The organism is Hymenobacter jeongseonensis (assembly GCF_015694725.1).
GTDB classification, from domain to species: Bacteria; Bacteroidota; Bacteroidia; order Cytophagales; family Hymenobacteraceae; genus Hymenobacter; species Hymenobacter jeongseonensis.
On record NZ_JADQDQ010000005.1, the window covers coordinates 322,235 to 338,736 of the forward strand.

The window sequence follows — 16,502 nt, forward strand, 5'->3', positions numbered from 1 at the left end:
GACTAAAAGTCCGCGCTACATTCGTGCATGTCCCTTGCTGCTTATCAACGGGCGCTGCCTCTGCTGCGCATCCCGTTTTCTATTTACCTGATGCCGGTGTTTTGGTTTGGGCTGAGTGCCCTGCAGGGGCCCTGGAGCGGGTGGCGGGGCGTGGGCGTATTCGTGGTGCTGCACCTGCTGGCTTACCCCGCTTCCAACGGCTACAATTCCTATTACGACCGGGACGAGGGCAGCATTGGCGGCCTCAAAGCGCCTCCCAAGGTCACGGCCGAGCTGCTGCACCTCGTGTGGCTCTTCGATGCGCTAGCCGTAGCGGGAGCAGCGCTGCTTTCGCTGCCTTTTGCGGCGCTGGTGGTGGTGTATCTGCTGGTATCGAAAGCCTACAGCTACGAGGGCATTCGCTTGAAAAAATACCCGCTGCTGAGCACGCTGGTGGTGGTGGTCTTTCAGGGAGCCTTCACTTTTTTGATGACACAGGTAGGCGTGGGCGGCGGTGCTGCGCACATTTTTGAGAAAACCAATCTGCTATTGGCATTGGTCAGCACGCTGTTTTTGTGCGGTTCATATCCACTCACGCAGGTGTACCAGCACGAGGAAGACGCCCGGCGCGGCGACCGCACCCTGAGCTTGCGTCTGGGCATTCGGGGCACGTTTGTGTTTGCGGCGGTGGGGCTACTGGCGGGGGCGGCCACCTTGGGGCTGGCTTATTGGTTGCGTCAGGAAATCCGTCCTCTATTGCTGTTTTTGGTGGCTACCGGGCCTGTGGTGTTCCTGTTTGGCCGGTGGGCTTGGTTGGTGTGGCACGACGAGAAAGCTGCCAATTTTGAGCACACCATGCGCATGAACCAGGTATCGTCGTTGTGCCTGAGTGCGGCTTTTGTGGCCATGCTCTTCTGGCGCTAGGCGCGCACGGCGCAAAAAAGGGAAACTAGCACCCGTCACGACTGCGTAGAAGCAGTTGCTCCACTTCCACTTATCTGGTTCTATGCGTTTCGCCTGGTTCGCCCTGTTGCCGCTGCTGGCGGCCTGCAACTCCACTCCTTCGGCCGTGAACGAAGGCACCATTTCACGCGTCGCCGACAAACCCGCACAGGATTCCACGGCCCTGCCCCCACCCGATACATCCCGCACCAAAGCCGTATCGGCCCTGAGCGACACCCTGCGCGTGGTGCGGGAACGGCGCAATTTCAGCAACCCCCAGGGCTCGCCCGACAAATTCCAGTTGGTATTCCGAGGACCATCAATGCTCGAAGGCACGGGCGAGTTCACCATCACCAACGCCGACGGCCAGGTCATTTTCCGGGAAATGCTCACCGAGCCCGACCTCGAAGCCGCGCTGGTGTACGAAATGAAGACGCCTACCGCCACTCCTGCCGAGCGCGAAGCCTTTGTGCGGCGGCGTATCGACCGCTTTTTCCTGCCTTCGCAGTTCCGTGCACCCGCTGTCGCCGCCAATTCCGCGTTCCCAACCGGAATCGAAAACCTGGACCGCGCGGCTTGGAACGACCTGAAGCAGCGGCCCGACGCTATTCGGTTCGAGTATCTGAAGGGCAAGGAAGACCGGCAGCAAATTGCGTGGTCGCCGTTAAAGAAACAGGTTATCCGGGTTCAGTAACGTGGCTCGCTACAGCGCGCCGTTTTCCCGCAACAGCTGTTCTAGCTCCTGCCGCACTTGCTCGTAGGGCTGATAGCCGCGGGCCAGCACGTAGCCCTGCTCTGCCAGCCGCACCACGCTCGTCGGGAAGCCCTGCACCCCGATGCGGGCCACGGCAGCAAATTCCTGCTGGGTAGCCCGTACTGTTTCGGGCGCCGCAAACCGCCGGTGGAACTCCGTCACCTCCACACCGAAAGGCGCTAGCAGGGCGTTGTAAGTGGTGGGGTCGTTCAAATCCAGCCCGTCCCGGAACAGCGCCAGCTGCACGGCGTGAGCAAAAGCCACGGCCCGGGCGGGGTCCTGCGTAATTTGGCGGAAGGCCACAATGGCTCGGCTTGGCGGCTCAGAGTCGTACACGTACGTGCCTTCTTGGGCCAAAGCTCTGAATGCGATGCTTGTTTCCACGCCCGTCGCCATTGCTACATTGGCAAGCTCTTTTTGAAGGTCGCTCCACGTTTCTGCGATGGGAGCAGCTCCCTCGCCGGTCAACATGCCGCCGCACAACACCGACACGTCGAGCCGGCCGGCAAATTCGGCCTGCACGCGGCTGATAACCGGGCTCATGCCGTAGCACCAGCCGCACAGCGGGTCGTGGATGTAGAGTAACTCGGGCAGCGAAACGGGTGCAGCAGTAGCCATTGAATCTAATGATTGAAGGGGCAAAAATACCGCCCAACCCAGCGAACAAGGCAACTCCTGAAATTGAAAATGGTCTTTTCGGCAATCATATGTGAATTATTGAATTTAAATCCGGGGCCGTGGGTTTTACCAGTGCTATATTATTGAATCGATAGGCCCCGATTATTATTTATCAAAAAAAGCCCGCTGCATTGCTGCAGCGGGCTTTTTTGTGTGAAGCTGGCTTGGGTTTAGCCGTTCATGGAAATGAGGAATTCCTCGTTGTCCTTGGTGCCTTTGATGCGGTCCTTCAGGAATTCCATGGCCTCGGTGGCGGTCATGTCCGACATGAACTTGCGGAGCACCCACACGCGGCTCAGCTCGTCCTTGCTCATGAGCAGGTCTTCGCGGCGGGTGCCGGAAGCCGGGATGTCGATGGCCGGGAACACGCGCTTGTTGGCCAGCTTGCGGTCCAGCTGCAGTTCCATGTTGCCGGTGCCTTTGAATTCCTCGAAAATAACCTCATCCATTTTGGAGCCGGTTTCGATGAGGGCGGTGGCAATGATGGTGAGTGAACCGCCGCCTTCCACGTTGCGGGCCGCGCCGAAGAAGCGCTTGGGCTTTTGCAAAGCGCCCGCGTCGATACCACCCGAAAGGATGCGCGACGAGCTGGGCTGCACCGTGTTGTAGGCCCGCGCCAGGCGGGTGATGGAGTCGAGCAGAATCACCACGTCGTGGCCGCACTCTACGAGGCGGCGGGCCTTATCGAGCGCCATTTCGGCGATTTTCACGTGGCGGTCGGCCGTTTCGTCAAAGGTCGAGCTAAGCACTTCGGCCTTAACGGTGCGGGCCATGTCGGTTACTTCCTCGGGGCGTTCGTCGATGAGCAAAATCATCAGGTACACCTCGGGGTGATTTTCCGAAATGGCGTTGGCCACTTCCTGCAACAGTACGGTTTTACCGGTTTTGGGCTGGGCCACAATCAGGCCGCGCTGGCCCTTGCCGATGGGGGCGAACAGGTCGAGTACGCGGGTACTGATTTGGCTGGACTTCGTGCTCAGCTTCATGCGCTGGTCGGCAAACAGCGGGGTAAGGTGGCTGAATGGCACCCGGTCGCGGACTTCTTCCACGGTGCGGCCGTTCATGCTGTCCACCCCTACCAAGGCGAAATATTTCTCGCCTTCGCGCGGCGGCCGGATGGTGCAAATCACCGTGTCGCCGGGCTTCATGGCGAACTGCTTCACCTGCTGCGGCGACACGTAAATGTCGTCGGGCGAGGACAGGTAGTTGTAGTAGGGCGAGCGCAGGAAGCCGTAGCCGCCGTCGGGCATCAGCTCAAACGTGCCACCGCCGGGCACCACCAGGTCGAGGTCCTGGCGGGCGGGGCGCTGGGGCTCACGCTGCTGTTGGGGTTCGCGAGGTTCGCGCTGGGGCTGGTCGGTGCGGGGCGTGCCGTCGGGGTTGAGGGCGCGCTGTTGGCGCTGCAGGTCGCGCTGAGCGTAACGCTCTTCGCGGGTCAGGTTGCGGTTGTCGCCACGGTCCTGACGCTCCTGGCCGTTGCGGGGCTGGTCGTTGCGGGGCTCGCGGGGTTGGTCATTGCGTGGTTCGCGCGGCTGGCCTTCCCGGTTTTCACGCGGCTGGTCGTTGCGCGGCTCGCGCTGCTCCCGTGGCTGGTCGTTCCTAGGTTCGCGGGGCTCGCGGTTTTCCCGGGGTTGGTCATTGCGGGGGAAGCGCTGCTCGCGGCTGTCCCGGGGTTCGCGGTTATCGCGCTCGAAGCGGTCGGCGCGGTTTTCGCGACGGTCGGCAAAGCCGTTGCCCCCAAATTCGCGGCGGTTTTCGCGGGTGTCGGTGCCAATTTCGGCGGTAGGATTAGCAGCTTCGGCGGCCGCGGCGGCTTCGGCAGCGGCTTTTTCGGCGGCAATCTCGGCGGCGCGCTGCTCCGTGATGGGGCGGCCGGCGCGGTCTACCCGCTCGCGGCGCTCACGGCGCTCGGGGCGGCCGTTGTTGGCGTTGTTGTTTTGCTCAACTTGCTCCACGCCGTTAATCTGTTGGTCGGCGCTGGGGCCGGCTTCTCCGTTGAGTTGCGGGGCTACCACGGGCACGGGCTCGTTGGCCAGCGAAGCGCCGGTGGCTTCCGAAGCGGGCACCAGGGCCAGGCCTTCGATGGGGTCGAGGATTTCGACAGTGGCCGCCGGGGCTGGTTGGGCTTCGCGGCGGGGCTCACGCGGGGCTCGGCCGGCGGCCTTGGCCGCCGGCGGCGCAACGTCCGAAAACGGCTGCTCGGCGGTGCTGGGGGCCGGGCGGCGGGCTTTAGCCACGCGCGGCGCGGCGGCGAGGGCCACGGGGGCTTCAGCCACGGCAGCGGGGGCTGCTGCGGGAGCGGCTTGGTCGGCGGGACCCGGAATCAGGGCTTGCTGGTCGAGGATTTTGTAAATCAAATCCTGCTTGCTGAGCCGTTTGAAGTTGCCGACGTTCATTTGTTCGGCAATTTCTTTGAGGTCGGACAGCAGCCGGTCCTTCAACTCGTTAATGGTGTGCATAAAGGGAATAAGGGGAGAAACATCGGCGTGAATCGAGGGGCTGGCGACCCAATAGGCCCGCGGGAGGCTCAACAAGCCAGCTACGGCACGAAAGCGGCCAAGCCGCGATAAAGCATTGGCAGGAAACGCGGGCTATTGCGAGAATAGCAGCGCGCGACGCGCAATGGAATAAGCAAGAAAATTAGGTGCGAAAGGGGCCGCGAGGGAGTTCAGCAAAAGACGGGCCGGAAGCAGACGCGAAGGCCTGGTTTCTCAGCCACAGCGGCCGGTTGCTAGCGCAATGTTAGGGCATTACGGGCAAACCGCCAAATCGGATGCCGGCCGGCGAGGGTTTAACATGCACGGCCGCAAAATAAGTTGCGCGCCCGCGGCAAGGCCCACAGCAGCAGCGTTGTGGTTCCACCCGGTTTTACTTCCGACATTTGCTCCTATTCCACTTCGACCCTTATGCTGCAGATTTCCGTTCTCCGCGACCAGACCGAACTTGTCCTTGCTGGCCTCGCCAAAAAACATTACGCCACCGGCCCCGCCGACGTCGCCGCCATCCTCGACCTGGACCAGCGCCGCCGCTCCCTCCAAACCAGCCACGACGCTGCCCAGGCCGAAGCCAACGAGCTGGCACGCCAAATCGGTGGCCTGATGAAATCCGGCGACAAAGCCGGCGCCGAAACCCTCAAAGCCCGCACCGCCGAGCTCAAGCTGCACACCCAAGCCGCCGCCACCGAGCTGGCGCAGGTGGAGAAAGAGCAGCAACAGTTCTTATATAAGCTGCCCAACCTGCCCCACGTGAGCGTGCCCGAAGGCCGCGCCGCCCAAGACAACGAGGTGGTGCGCGAGCACGGCTCCAAGCCCACGCTCGGCGCCGACGCCCAGCCGCACTGGGAGCTGATTAAAAAGTACGACATCATTGATTTCGAGCTGGGCAACAAAATCACGGGCGCGGGCTTTCCGGTGTACAAAAACCAGGGCGCACGGCTTCAGCGGGCGCTTATCAACTTCTTTTTGGACGAGGCGCGCGATGCCGGCTACAGCGAAATGCAGCCGCCGATTCTAGTGAACGAGGCCAGCGGCTACGGCACTGGCCAGCTGCCCGATAAGGAAGGCCAGATGTACCACGACGCCAAGGACGACCTCTACCTCATTCCCACGGCGGAGGTGCCCCTGACCAATATTTACCGCGACGAAATCATTCCCTTGGACAAGCTGCCCGTGCGCATGGCTGGCCACACGCCCTGCTTCCGCCGCGAAGCCGGCTCGTGGGGCGCCGATGTGCGCGGCCTCAACCGCCTGCACCAGTTCGACAAGGTTGAAATCGTGCAAATCACAGAACCCGACCAGAGCTACGATGCCTTGGAAGCCATGCTCGCCCATGTGGAAGGCCTGTTGCAACAGCTCAACCTCCCCTACCGCGTGCTGCGCCTCTGCGGCGGCGACATGGGCTTCACCTCGGCCCTCACCTACGACCTGGAGGTGTGGAGCGCTGCCCAGGGCCGCTGGCTGGAAGTAAGCTCGGTGTCGAACTTCGAAACTTACCAGGCCAACCGCCTCAAGTGCCGCTACCGCGCCGATGGAGGCAAAACCCAGCTCCTGCACACGCTGAACGGGTCGGCCCTGGCCCTGCCCCGCATCGTAGCCGCGCTGCTGGAAAACAACCAGACTAGCACGGGAATTGAATTGCCGCTGGTGCTGCACAGCTACTGCGGATTCGAGCGGATTGGGTAATCGCCCGCTTTTAGGACCTTAATACCAGACGGCCCCGCCATTTATAATGGCGGGGCCGTCTGGTATTAAATCTGAATCTCGCGACAAGGCTTGCGCCTCTTCTTAACCGGTGTTTGATACACCTTAATTGTTTGTGTAACCTGATTTATTCGTTTTCTTAACAATGGAGTGTCCACTCCCCGAAAATGAAATTCAACCCATTCATCTCCTTGGATTATTAGTTTGTATCTAAAGAAAAACGGTGGTTTGTTATCGTAGAATTTGCCAGTAAAATCAACAGTCAAACTGTTCTCACCCTTATTGAGAATAGTGGAAATAATTTTAGGGCCTCGACTTTTTACCTTTATTTCTTCTAGTTTTTTGGCAAAAATGTTTTCTATTAATTCCGGTGGTTTTCTTCTCATGACCACAGAGAAACCATTGATAAACACTCCTGCTATTCCGATTTCAGTATCATTTCCCGCACCGAAATACGCTTCTCCAATATTGTCGCAACTACTGAATACGATGCTCCGCTCAGTCCAATCATGAGGAATTTTTAGTGCTACAGACTTTTCAATTATTTGAACCGAAGTAAAACTATTGGATTCATCAGTACATGACATTACAAGCAGTAAAGCCCAAATACAGCATATTTTAATTTGTGCAATACCTACTCTCATATGGTCATCAATGGCGCATCTTTCAATATGTATCTTTGATTAGAGGAAACTCTAAATCCAGCACTTGGTCACGCATGCACTTGAAATGGCCTTGGGGACACTTAGCGTAGCCGATTTTGGAGCAGGGCCGACAGCTTAGGCCCTTCACCTCCAAAGCCCAGAATTCGGTGCGGTAGGGATACATGCCAAACTCCGGCACGGTGTTGCCCCAGATGCTGATAATTTCTTTTTGGAAGGCGGCGGCAATGTGCATCAGGCCGGTGTCGTGGCTCACCACCAGCTGGGCCTGCCGCAGTAGCGAGGCCGATTGGTGGAGGGAATAGCGCCCGCAGCCGTTGTGGATGAAGAATTCGGTTTCGGAATTGAAGGCGGCGATGATGGATTGGCCCATTTCCTGGTCTTCGGGCCCGCCTAGCAGGATAATCGGTTGGGCCAGTTTGGCGCACAACTCAATGAGCTTTTCGAGGGGCAGCCGCTTGGTGGCGTGCTGGGCGCCAATGGCCACCGCCACGTAGCCCTGCTGGAATGCGGCCGGCAAGGTCTTGAGGTCAATTTCCTGGTCTTCGGGAATGAAGTAATCCAAGCCCTTGCCATCATCTTTAACACCCAAAGGCGCGGCGGTTTCAAGGTAGCGCTGCACGATGTGGACGCGCGGCAATTTGTCGACCTTAAAGTTGACCAGCAGCCATTTCTGCCAGTTCAGCTTATCAAAGCTGTAGGCTTTCACGCCCAGGCGCAGCTTAATGAGACGGGTGCGCAGGTTGTTGTGCAGGTCGATGATGCAATCGAATTGCTCGGCTTTTAGCTCCTGCACCAGTTCGCCTAAGCTGCCGGTGAGGCAGTGGACTTTGGTGACGTAGGGGTTGGGTTCCAGCAAACTGCGATAGCTGGGCTTGGTGGCAACATGAACTTCCGCGCCCAGCACCTGCTGCGCCAGCGCCCGCAGCACGGGCGTGGCCAGGACGATGTCGCCGATGGAGGAAAAGCGGAGAACTAGGATTTTCATGGATTAATGGAACGGCCAACTCCCCTCCTTACCAAGGAGGGGATGTTCGAACCGCAGGTTCGGACGGGGGTGGTTGAATCGTTGAACGACTTGCGACTGCTTCGTTCAGGTGTCGTTCAACGAGTTCAACCACCCCAGCTTACGCTTTGCGTCAGCGTCCCCTCCTCATCTGAGGAGGGGAATTTTGTTCTTTACTCGAAGAGGGACTTTTTGAACTCCAGCGGTGGGATGATGCCGGCTTTGCGCTTCTCGAAATAGGCGGCGGCTTCCTCCACCGATTTGGTGTTGAAGGTCATCTCCTTTGTGAGCAAGCCTTTGCGGCCCATCAGCACGCCATAGCGCATGTCGGCGTAGCCGTCGGTGTGGTGGGCGTCGGGGTTGATGCTGAGCATCACGCCTTGGTCGAGGGCGTAGCGCACCCAGCGCCAATCGAGGTCCAGGCGCCAAGGGTTGGCGTTGATTTCGATGATGACCTGGTTTTTGGCGCAGGCGTCGATGACGGCTTTATAATCGATGGGGTAGCCTTGGCGGCGCAGCAACAGGCGGCCGGTGGGGTGGCCCAGCATGGTGGTGTAGGGGTTCTCGATGGCGCGCAGCAGGCGTTCGGTGGCTTTGCGCTCGTCCATTTTCAGGTTGGAATGCACGGAGGCCACAATAAAATCGAAGCTAGCCAGCACATCCGAAGGATAATCAAGCGAGCCATCGCTGAGGATATCACTCTCGATGCCTTTAAAGATGCGGAAGGGGGCCAGTTCGGCGTTGAGCTGGTCGATTTCCTGGTGCTGCTGGCGCACCCGCTCCACGCCGAGGCCGTTGGCGTAGTGCGCGGCTTGGCTATGGTCGCAGATGCCCAGGTACTCATACTTATGGTCGCGCAGCCACGTGGCCATTTCGCGCAGGCTGTGGTTGCCGTCGGAGTAGGTGCTGTGGTTGTGCAGCGAGCCGCGCAGGTCGCCGTCTTCGAGCAGGCGGGGCAGCTTTTTCTCGGCAGCGAGGGCAATTTCGCCCAGGCCTTCGCGAAGCTCGGGCACAATAAATTGCAGACCGGCCTTCTCGTAGAGGGCTTCTTCCTGCTGGAATTTCTCGCGGCGCGCCCACTGGCGCAGGCTGGTGGTGGGGCCGTGGCTGTCGGCGCCGGGCAAGTCTTCGGTCAGGTGTTCTTCGGCGGCGGAATTCAGGAACAGCTCCGTTACAAAATTCTCAGCCGAAGTGAGCAGCACTTCCACTTGCACGCTGGAGGCCGTGGCCGTGCCGCGCCACGCAAAGGGCCCCGAGCGGCGCGGGTCGGCGGTGAGGCCCTCCATTTTATTGAGCAGTTCGTGCGCCTTTGCGGGTTTGTCGGTGGCCGCTATCACGCGCACTACTTCCACGGTTTCGAGGCGGCGGCGGATTTCGCCGGCAACCGCCACTTTCTCAATCTTCAGGCCGTCGCGCAGTTGCTGGGTCAACTCTTCGGCCAAGGCTTCGGCTTGCGGGTACAGCAGTTTGCCCTTGCTCTGGCCAGCAAACTCCAAGGCCTCAAGAATGGATTCCTGGGTCTTTTTGCCGAAGCCTTTCAGCTTGCTTACCTGGTCGCTTTCGGCGGCTTCGCGCAGTTGCTCGGTGCTTTCGATGCCCAGCTCGCGCCACAGGCTGCGGATTTTCTTGGGGCCGATGCCTTTAATGCCGAGCATCTCGACCACCCCGGGTGGGGTGGCTTCCAGCAGGCGCTGCAGTTCGGAAAAAGTACCCGTGTCGAGCAGCTCGGCCACTTTAGCGGCAGCGGTTTTGCTCAGGCCGGTGCGGTCGGGCAGGCCGGAGCGCTCAATTTCCGAGACCGGAAAGCTCAGGGCATCGAGGGCATTGGCCGTGCCTTCAATGGCCCGGATTTTAAAAGGGTTTTCGTCGTGCAGCTCCATGAGCTGGGCGGCCAGCTTGAAGGCGCGGGTCAGGGCGCGATTATCCACGGGGAAGGGGGGTTTGGGGGAACGAATGTAGCGTACACCAGGGATTACGGGGGAAGGCCGAAGTCGGCTGGACAGCTTCAAAACCCGTAGCTGGCTGATTAGGCCTACCTTTCAGCTCATTCTTTTCGTCGAAAATCCATGCGTGCGTTGCATTCTTACACCTGGCTGCTGTTGACCGTGCTGGCGCTGGCTACTGCCTGCAAGAAAACCCGTACCACCGCCGACCTCACCATCGCGAAACTCGAAGGAATCTGGCTCATCTCGCACGAGGAAAACAAGGGCGACACGCTGGTTTACCGGCCCCAAACGTATCCGTTTCCGCCCGCCCGTGGCCGCACGGGCTTTGCGATTAAATCGTATGGCCGTTTCGAGCAGTTCGATATTGCGCCCACCGACGGCCTCATCGGCCGCCCCGGTGCCTGGACCCTGGACCGCAAAATTTACTTGCACATTCGCCTCACCCAGGGCCAGGACCCGAGCTACACGCTGCAAATACTCGAGCTTGATTCCGTGAATCAGATATTGAAAGTGCGCCGATTGCCCGAGAACGAATAACCCCGCGGGGCTGGTCGCCGGTCAGAAGCAACGGGGGTTTCGCACTTTAATCAGAACCGGCCGCCCTGCTGCGGCGTTGTCGTGACAACTTAGGTTTTTCCTTCTTCTCTTATGACGCTGTTAATTGTGAAACGCCCACTGTTGGCCATTGCTCTGGGGTTTGTGCTGGTGGGCATTGCGCCCGCCTTCGGGCAGCAAACCGTCGTTAAAGTGAAAACCAAAACGCAGGGGGAAACGGGAGTGCCCGATGGCAAAAGCAAAAGCAAAGCGGTGACAACAGCGCCCCAGCCGACGTCGCCCCTCGTATCGCCGCCGCAGGTGCTGGCAGATGGCCCTGCTGCAACCACCGCCGCCTGGCTGAGCGACCTGGGCGCTGCCCAAGCGCAGGCCAAAGCCACCAACCGGCCTGTTTTGGCCGTTTTTTCGGGCTCCGACTGGTGCAAGCCGTGCATCATGTACGAGCAGGAAGTTTTTTCCCAGCCGGCTTTTGCCGCCTACGCCAAAGACCGGTTGGTGCTGGCCCATTTCGATTTTCCGCGCCAGAAGCGCAACCAGCCCACCGCGGCCCAGTTGAAGCTAAACGAAGCCGCTGCCGCGCAGCTCAACCGGGCGGGCGATTTCCCGCTGGCCGTCCTCCTCTCGCCCGAAGGCACGGTGCTGGCCAAGACTGGCTACATTGCCGGCGGCCCCGCCGCGTTTGAGGCCTACTTGAAAAAGATAGTGCCCACGCTGTAGCACTTGCCTGCACGAATCTACTATCCATCGAGCCCTGCCGGCTCCGGGCCTTATACTGTTGATGAAAGCAAAATTGAGACCTGGGCTGTGGGTTGGAGCCTTGCTGGGCTTGTTGCTGCTGGGGCAGCCGGGCGGGGCTCAAAGCCTTGTGGCGCGCCACACGTTTACCCGGAGCGCGCACGTGATGGGGTCGCGGTTCACGTTCACGGTGGTTGCCGAAAACGACTCGGCCGGGCAACGGGCCCTGCGCGCGGGCTTGGGCGAAGTGAAGCGCATCGACCACCTCATGTCGTTTTGGGATTCTACCTCCGAGGTGGTGCACATCAACCGCATGGCCGGAATACAGCCGGTGGCGGTTTCGGCCGAAACGTTTGACCTGATAAACCGGACGTTGCGGCTCTCGCAACTCAGCGGCGGCGCGTTTGATATCTCCTTTGCCAGTGCCGATAAGCTCTACAAATTCGACCGCCAGGCTCATTCCAGCCTGCCGGACTCGGCGCAGGTGCGGGCGTCGGTGCGGCGCATCGGCTGGCAGAAAATCAAGCTCAATGCTGCCCAGCACACCGTGTATTTGCCCGAAAAAGGCATGCGCATCAACTTAGCGGGTATTTTGCAGGGCTATGGCATCCGTCGGGCCAAACAGGTGCTGACGCAACTAGGAATCCGGGGCGGGCTGCTGAATGGCTCGGGCGACATTTACTGCTGGGGCCGCCAAGCCGACGGCTCGCTGTGGCGCGTGGCCATCGGCGACCCCGACCACCCGCACAGCGTGGCGGCCTGGGTCGACGTGACCGATGTGGCCGTGGTAACGGCCGGCAACTACGAGCAGTATTTCACGGTGGGCGGGCAGGTGTACGGGCACATCATCAACCCGCACACCGGCTACCCGTCGGTGGGGCTGCGCTCGGTGACCATTGTGTGCGCTGATGTGGAACTGGCCGACGGCCTGGACGAAGTGGTGTTTGTGAAAGGCCCCACCGACGGTCTGGCTTTTATCAACAGCCTAAAAGGAGTAGATTGTACATTGATTACGGACGACAACCGCACGTTGGTGTCGCACGGCATGAAACTGAATTATTACCACGGCACTTCCAGCGCCAAGCCTTAACCTCACCGACCCATGGCCCTGCGCAAAAACCAGTTTCTTTTCCGTGCCCGCTGGCTGCTGGGGCTGCTGGCATTCGTGTTGGGAGCAGCGCTGCCTGGCTGCGTATCCGTGGCGGCTTACCAGAAAGCCTACCTCAACGACGAGGACATGAAGCTGAGCAGCAAGGTAGTGGAAACCCCAGAAACCAACTTCGAAAGCTACCGCGAGGGCGCCGGCGGCGCCAACGGCGGCAAAGTAGGTGGCGGCTGCGGCTGCAATTGAGCCGGCCGCGCCAGCCAAAACATAAACTCCAACCCGAAAGCGCGGAGACTTGGCAAGAGTAGGGCCGACCTCCAGTGGCCTGGCATTATCAATACAGAAAGCAAGGAATCGTGAACAAATTTTTATTTCAATTGCTGGCCGTCCTTGTGCTGGTAATGCCCGCGCTGGCCCAAACCCAGCCGGGCGGCACCCCCTTGCTCCCGAACCGAGTGGACGGCTTCGGCGCGCCGGCAGCGGCCGCCGTGCCCGTGAACCGGGCCCCGGATGAAACCACCATTGACATCTTGGGCAGCTACTACCAGCAAGACGGCACCCACGGGGCGGTAGAAGGTGGCCGCGGCACCGAGCAACTGACCGACGTGACGCCCACCATCATCGTTAATATCCCATTGGATACGGTGAGCCGGCTTTCCGTCAACATCGGGGCAGACTTTTACGCTTCCGCGTCCACCGACCGGATTGATTTTGCCCTTTCCTCGCCTTCCAGCCGCGACGTCCGCATTCACGCCGACTTCGGCTACACCCGCGAGCAGAAAGCCCGGGGCACCCAGTGGGGCGCGGGCGCGGGCTTCTCGCAAGAATACGACTATTTATCGTTCAACGGGGTGGGCTCTTTTGCCAAGACCTCGGCCGATGGCAACCGCCAGTTGGGCCTCACCGGCCAGGTTTTCATCGACCAAGCCACCCTGATTCGGCCCATTGAGCTGCGCGATGGCCAGCCCTCGGGCCAGGGTGCCCGCCAGAGCTACAACGTGTCGGCCTCGTTTTCACAAGTGCTCACCAAGCGCCTGCAAGTGGCCGTTAGCACGGAGCTGGTGCAGCAAAACGGGTTGCTGAGCACGCCGTTTCACCGGGTATATTTTTTCGATAATCCCGACAAAAACCCCGTTCCTGCGGCCGACAACCACTACGCGCCCTTGGCGCCGTCGGCCCCGCGGTCCGAAAAGCTGCCCGATTCCCGCTTCAAATATCCGGTGGGGCTGCGGCTGAACTACTACGCGTCGGATTTGGTCCAAATCCGTTCCTACTACCGTTTTTACAACGACAATTTTGGCATCCAGGCCCACACGTTTGAGCTGGAGCTGCCGGTGAAGGTGACTCCGTTTTTCGTGTTGTACCCGTTCTACCGCTTTCATCAGCAAACGGCTTCCAAGTATTTTGCCCCCTACCTGGCTCATTCCATTGCCGAGGCGTATTACACCTCCGACTACGATTTGTCGGACTTTACGGCCCATAAAACGGGCCTGGGCCTGCGCTACTCGCCGGTGTACGGCATTGGCCGGTTCCACGTGCCGGGCCACGACCGGGCGGGTCGGCCGCGCGTTATGCGGTTTCGGGCGGTGGACTTGCGCTACGCACACTACCAACGCAGCACCGACCTCACCGCCGATATCCTCAGTTTCGACCTGGGCTTTGCGCTGTAGGCCGGTGGCTGGGAAAGAGCAGATAAATTTGCGGCGTGCCCCCGTCCGTTTGTGCATTCCGCACTGAACCGGCATCCTCACATTACGCCCCCGTTATTTACTCTATGAAGCATTGGCTTGTTAAATCGGAACCCGAAGCATATTCCTGGACCACGTTTGTGCAAGAAGACGGCACCGCCTGGACTGGGGTGCGCAACTATCAGGCTCGCAACAACTTAAATTTGATGCAGCCCGGCGACTTGGTTCTGTTTTACCACAGCGTCAGCGAAAAAGCCGTGGTGGGTATTGCCGAAGTAGCCGCCCTGGCCGCACCCGATGCCACCGCCGAAACCGGCTCGCCGTGGGTAGCCGTGGCCTTGCGGCCGGTGCAGCCCCTGCCCTTGCCCGTGAGCCTGGCCCAGATCAAGGCCGATGCCCGTCTCAGCGAATTGGCCCTGCTGCGCCAGTCGCGGCTCTCGGTGCTGCCCGTGCGGCCCGAAGAATTTGATGCGGTGCTGGCGCTGGGCACGAAATAAAGCGCACTTTCGCAGGACAGAAACCCTGGGTTTGCTCGTATCTTTAAAGTAGCCCCGCTTGCGGAGGCGCTTATTTTTAAATTCTTTTTTAACGGCGCAAGGACATGAAAATCCGCTACTTCTCCCTGCTGCTCTTATTGTGCGTGCTCACAGGCACGTTCTCGTTGCGCGCCCAAAAGCGCCCCCTGCTGCCCCCGCCCAACGCCCCGGCCCAAACCGCCCGCACCGAACTGCCACTGACCGCCACGGAGAGCGAAGTCCACGTGCAAGCCCTGCCCGCCGATAGCACGGTGGTGCTGCTGGTGGGCCGCATCCGTTCGCTCTCCAACGAGTCCTCGTTTTCCTTTCAGCAATACGACCACGCCCTGCACCTGCGCCAGGAAACGCCCCTGGAAGTGCCCGATGAGTTTGAATTCAACCGCATGTGCGCGGAAGGCAACACGGTGTACGCGCTGTTTTCGTCGCGCAGCAAAACCGGCCGGCTGTGGGTGGCCGCCTACAACGGCCAGTTGGGCCAAACGCGTACCCAGCAGTACGAAACCCGCCTGAGCCGCGAAATTGTGGAGCTTAAAGCCCTCGATGGCCGACTGCTGGCCACGGTGCTGCTCAACGACCAGCAGCACGTCACGGTGCTGCTTCTGGACGTGGCCAACGGCCAGATGCAGTACCTATCTTCCATCTACGAGCCCATGCCCACGCAGCTTACCTCCGTGGCCGATGCGGCCAGCCGGCGCGCCGAATACGTGCTGACGCAAACCAATGGCCGTAAATCCCGGCTCCTGCTCAAGCAGCTCACCGAGCAGGGCCAACTTGTCAGCTCCGAGTTTGTGCAGACCGAGAGCGAGCGCAGCCTCATCACCGCTCAGATTACGCCGCCGCAGGATACCACCGCTCGTCTGCTGATGGGCACCTATTCGCTCCGCGACCCCAACTACGCCCAAGGCTTATTTGCCACCGACCTGCGGGCATCGGCAAATTCGGGCACGAAGCCCCCGTTGCGATTTTATGATTTCCTGCGTCTCAAGCACTTTTTTGATTACCTAAAACCCTCCCGCCAGGCCCGCTTGCGCGAGCGCACCGAGCGCCGCATGGCCCGTTCAGTACCGCCGCTGCGGTGGCGCTACCGCGTGCTGCTGCACGAACTCCGGCCCCAGCCCGATGGCGGCTACGTGCTGGTGGCCGAGGTGTATTACCCGCATTACCGCTACAACAGCTACGGCAATGTACCGGGCAATTTCAACACCGGCTACAGCCCCTACGGGTCCGGCTATGCCAACTCTCGGGTTTTCGACGGTTACCAGACTACTCACGCGCTGGTTTGCGGCTTCGACCGCTCCGGCACGCTGCTTTGGGACAATACGTTTGTGGTCAACAACCTGCGCCGCTACAGCCTCGAAGAAGCCGTGCGGCTGCAAAACCTGCCCGATGGCCGCCTCGTGCTGGCGTACCTCGACGACGATAAAATCCGCTACAAGCTGATAAACCGGGCCGAAACGTCACCCAACGACCACGCGGTACCCATTCTCACCGGCACCGGCACCGATGGCGGCAAGGAAAACGCCCGCGACACCTCCCAGTCCGACCTTATGCCGTGGTTTGGCAGCCGGTTTATTGCCACAGGCTATCAGCGTGTGCGCTCCGAACGTGGCCCCGACCGGGAGGTATTCTTTCTCAACTCGGTGGTTTTTTAGCGAAGCGCGGGGGCGGCGCATTCAGGCCAGGGCCAATTTCCCCTTCCCTTGGTGGAGAGTAGGCG

15 protein-coding genes are annotated in these 16,502 nt (G+C 60.2%); 10 read left to right on the forward strand and 5 right to left on the reverse strand.

Annotated features, from left to right (window positions below):
- Positions 1-27: 27 nt before the first annotated feature.
- A complete protein-coding gene (locus I2I05_RS13110) occupies positions 28-903 on the forward strand; it encodes a UbiA family prenyltransferase (RefSeq protein ID WP_196282703.1) in 876 nt (291 codons plus the stop codon).
- Between the two features lie 82 nt (positions 904-985).
- On the forward strand, positions 986-1,615 hold the full coding sequence (locus tag I2I05_RS13115; RefSeq protein WP_196282704.1) for a hypothetical protein: 630 nt from the start codon (positions 986-988) through the stop codon (positions 1,613-1,615).
- A 9-nt stretch (positions 1,616-1,624) separates the two neighbouring features.
- Here I2I05_RS13115 and I2I05_RS13120 read toward each other — a convergent pair whose 3' ends face one another.
- Both I2I05_RS13120 and rho read right to left on the reverse strand, forming a co-directional pair.
- Positions 1,625-2,293, reverse strand: a complete 669-nt coding sequence (locus I2I05_RS13120) for a DsbA family protein (protein ID WP_196282705.1) — start codon at positions 2,291-2,293, stop codon at positions 1,625-1,627.
- Positions 2,294-2,523: 230 nt separating this feature from the next.
- Positions 2,524-4,812, reverse strand: coding sequence for a transcription termination factor Rho (rho, locus tag I2I05_RS13125; RefSeq protein WP_196282706.1), 2,289 nt, complete (start codon positions 4,810-4,812; stop codon positions 2,524-2,526).
- 447 nt (positions 4,813-5,259) lie between these two features.
- Between rho and serS the strand changes: the two genes are divergently transcribed.
- The gene (gene serS, locus I2I05_RS13130; protein WP_196282707.1) at positions 5,260-6,534 is read left to right on the forward strand and encodes a serine--tRNA ligase; all 1,275 of its coding nucleotides are present in this window, start codon (positions 5,260-5,262) and stop codon (positions 6,532-6,534) included.
- Positions 6,535-6,599: 65 nt separating this feature from the next.
- Here serS and I2I05_RS13135 read toward each other — a convergent pair whose 3' ends face one another.
- The 3 genes from I2I05_RS13135 to polX form a co-directional block, all read right to left on the reverse strand.
- Entirely contained in the window at positions 6,600-7,196 is a 597-nt protein-coding gene (locus I2I05_RS13135; RefSeq protein WP_196282708.1) for a hypothetical protein, read from the reverse strand.
- Positions 7,197-7,218: 22 nt separating this feature from the next.
- On the reverse strand, positions 7,219-8,202 hold the full coding sequence (locus tag I2I05_RS13140) for a glycosyltransferase family 9 protein (RefSeq protein ID WP_196282709.1): 984 nt from the start codon (positions 8,200-8,202) through the stop codon (positions 7,219-7,221).
- Between the two features lie 191 nt (positions 8,203-8,393).
- Positions 8,394-10,148 carry a DNA polymerase/3'-5' exonuclease PolX gene (gene polX, locus I2I05_RS13145; RefSeq protein ID WP_196282710.1) on the reverse strand — a complete coding sequence of 585 codons (1,755 nt, stop codon included), beginning with the start codon at positions 10,146-10,148 and terminating at the stop codon, positions 8,394-8,396.
- A 138-nt stretch (positions 10,149-10,286) separates the two neighbouring features.
- Between polX and I2I05_RS13150 the strand changes: the two genes are divergently transcribed.
- The 7 genes from I2I05_RS13150 to I2I05_RS13180 all read left to right on the forward strand — a co-directional run bounded on the left by I2I05_RS13150 (position 10,287) and on the right by I2I05_RS13180 (position 16,437).
- Positions 10,287-10,703, forward strand: a complete 417-nt coding sequence (locus I2I05_RS13150) for a hypothetical protein (protein ID WP_230688318.1) — start codon at positions 10,287-10,289, stop codon at positions 10,701-10,703.
- A 111-nt stretch (positions 10,704-10,814) separates the two neighbouring features.
- On the forward strand, positions 10,815-11,438 hold the full coding sequence (locus I2I05_RS13155) for a thioredoxin family protein (RefSeq protein ID WP_196282711.1): 624 nt from the start codon (positions 10,815-10,817) through the stop codon (positions 11,436-11,438).
- A gap of 61 nt (positions 11,439-11,499) precedes the next feature.
- Positions 11,500-12,546 (forward strand): FAD:protein FMN transferase, encoded by a 1,047-nt coding sequence (locus I2I05_RS13160; protein WP_196282712.1) that lies wholly within the window; start codon positions 11,500-11,502, stop codon positions 12,544-12,546.
- A 12-nt stretch (positions 12,547-12,558) separates the two neighbouring features.
- Positions 12,559-12,807 carry a DUF4266 domain-containing protein gene (locus tag I2I05_RS13165; protein WP_196282713.1) on the forward strand — a complete coding sequence of 83 codons (249 nt, stop codon included), beginning with the start codon at positions 12,559-12,561 and terminating at the stop codon, positions 12,805-12,807.
- 110 nt (positions 12,808-12,917) lie between these two features.
- Positions 12,918-14,231: a DUF3570 domain-containing protein gene (locus tag I2I05_RS13170; RefSeq protein ID WP_196282714.1), complete on the forward strand. Its 1,314-nt coding sequence runs from the start codon at positions 12,918-12,920 to the stop codon at positions 14,229-14,231.
- A gap of 104 nt (positions 14,232-14,335) precedes the next feature.
- Entirely contained in the window at positions 14,336-14,746 is a 411-nt protein-coding gene (locus tag I2I05_RS13175; RefSeq protein WP_196282715.1) for an EVE domain-containing protein, read from the forward strand.
- 104 nt (positions 14,747-14,850) lie between these two features.
- The gene (locus I2I05_RS13180) at positions 14,851-16,437 is read left to right on the forward strand and encodes a hypothetical protein (protein WP_196282716.1); all 1,587 of its coding nucleotides are present in this window, start codon (positions 14,851-14,853) and stop codon (positions 16,435-16,437) included.
- Positions 16,438-16,502 lie beyond the last annotated feature (65 nt).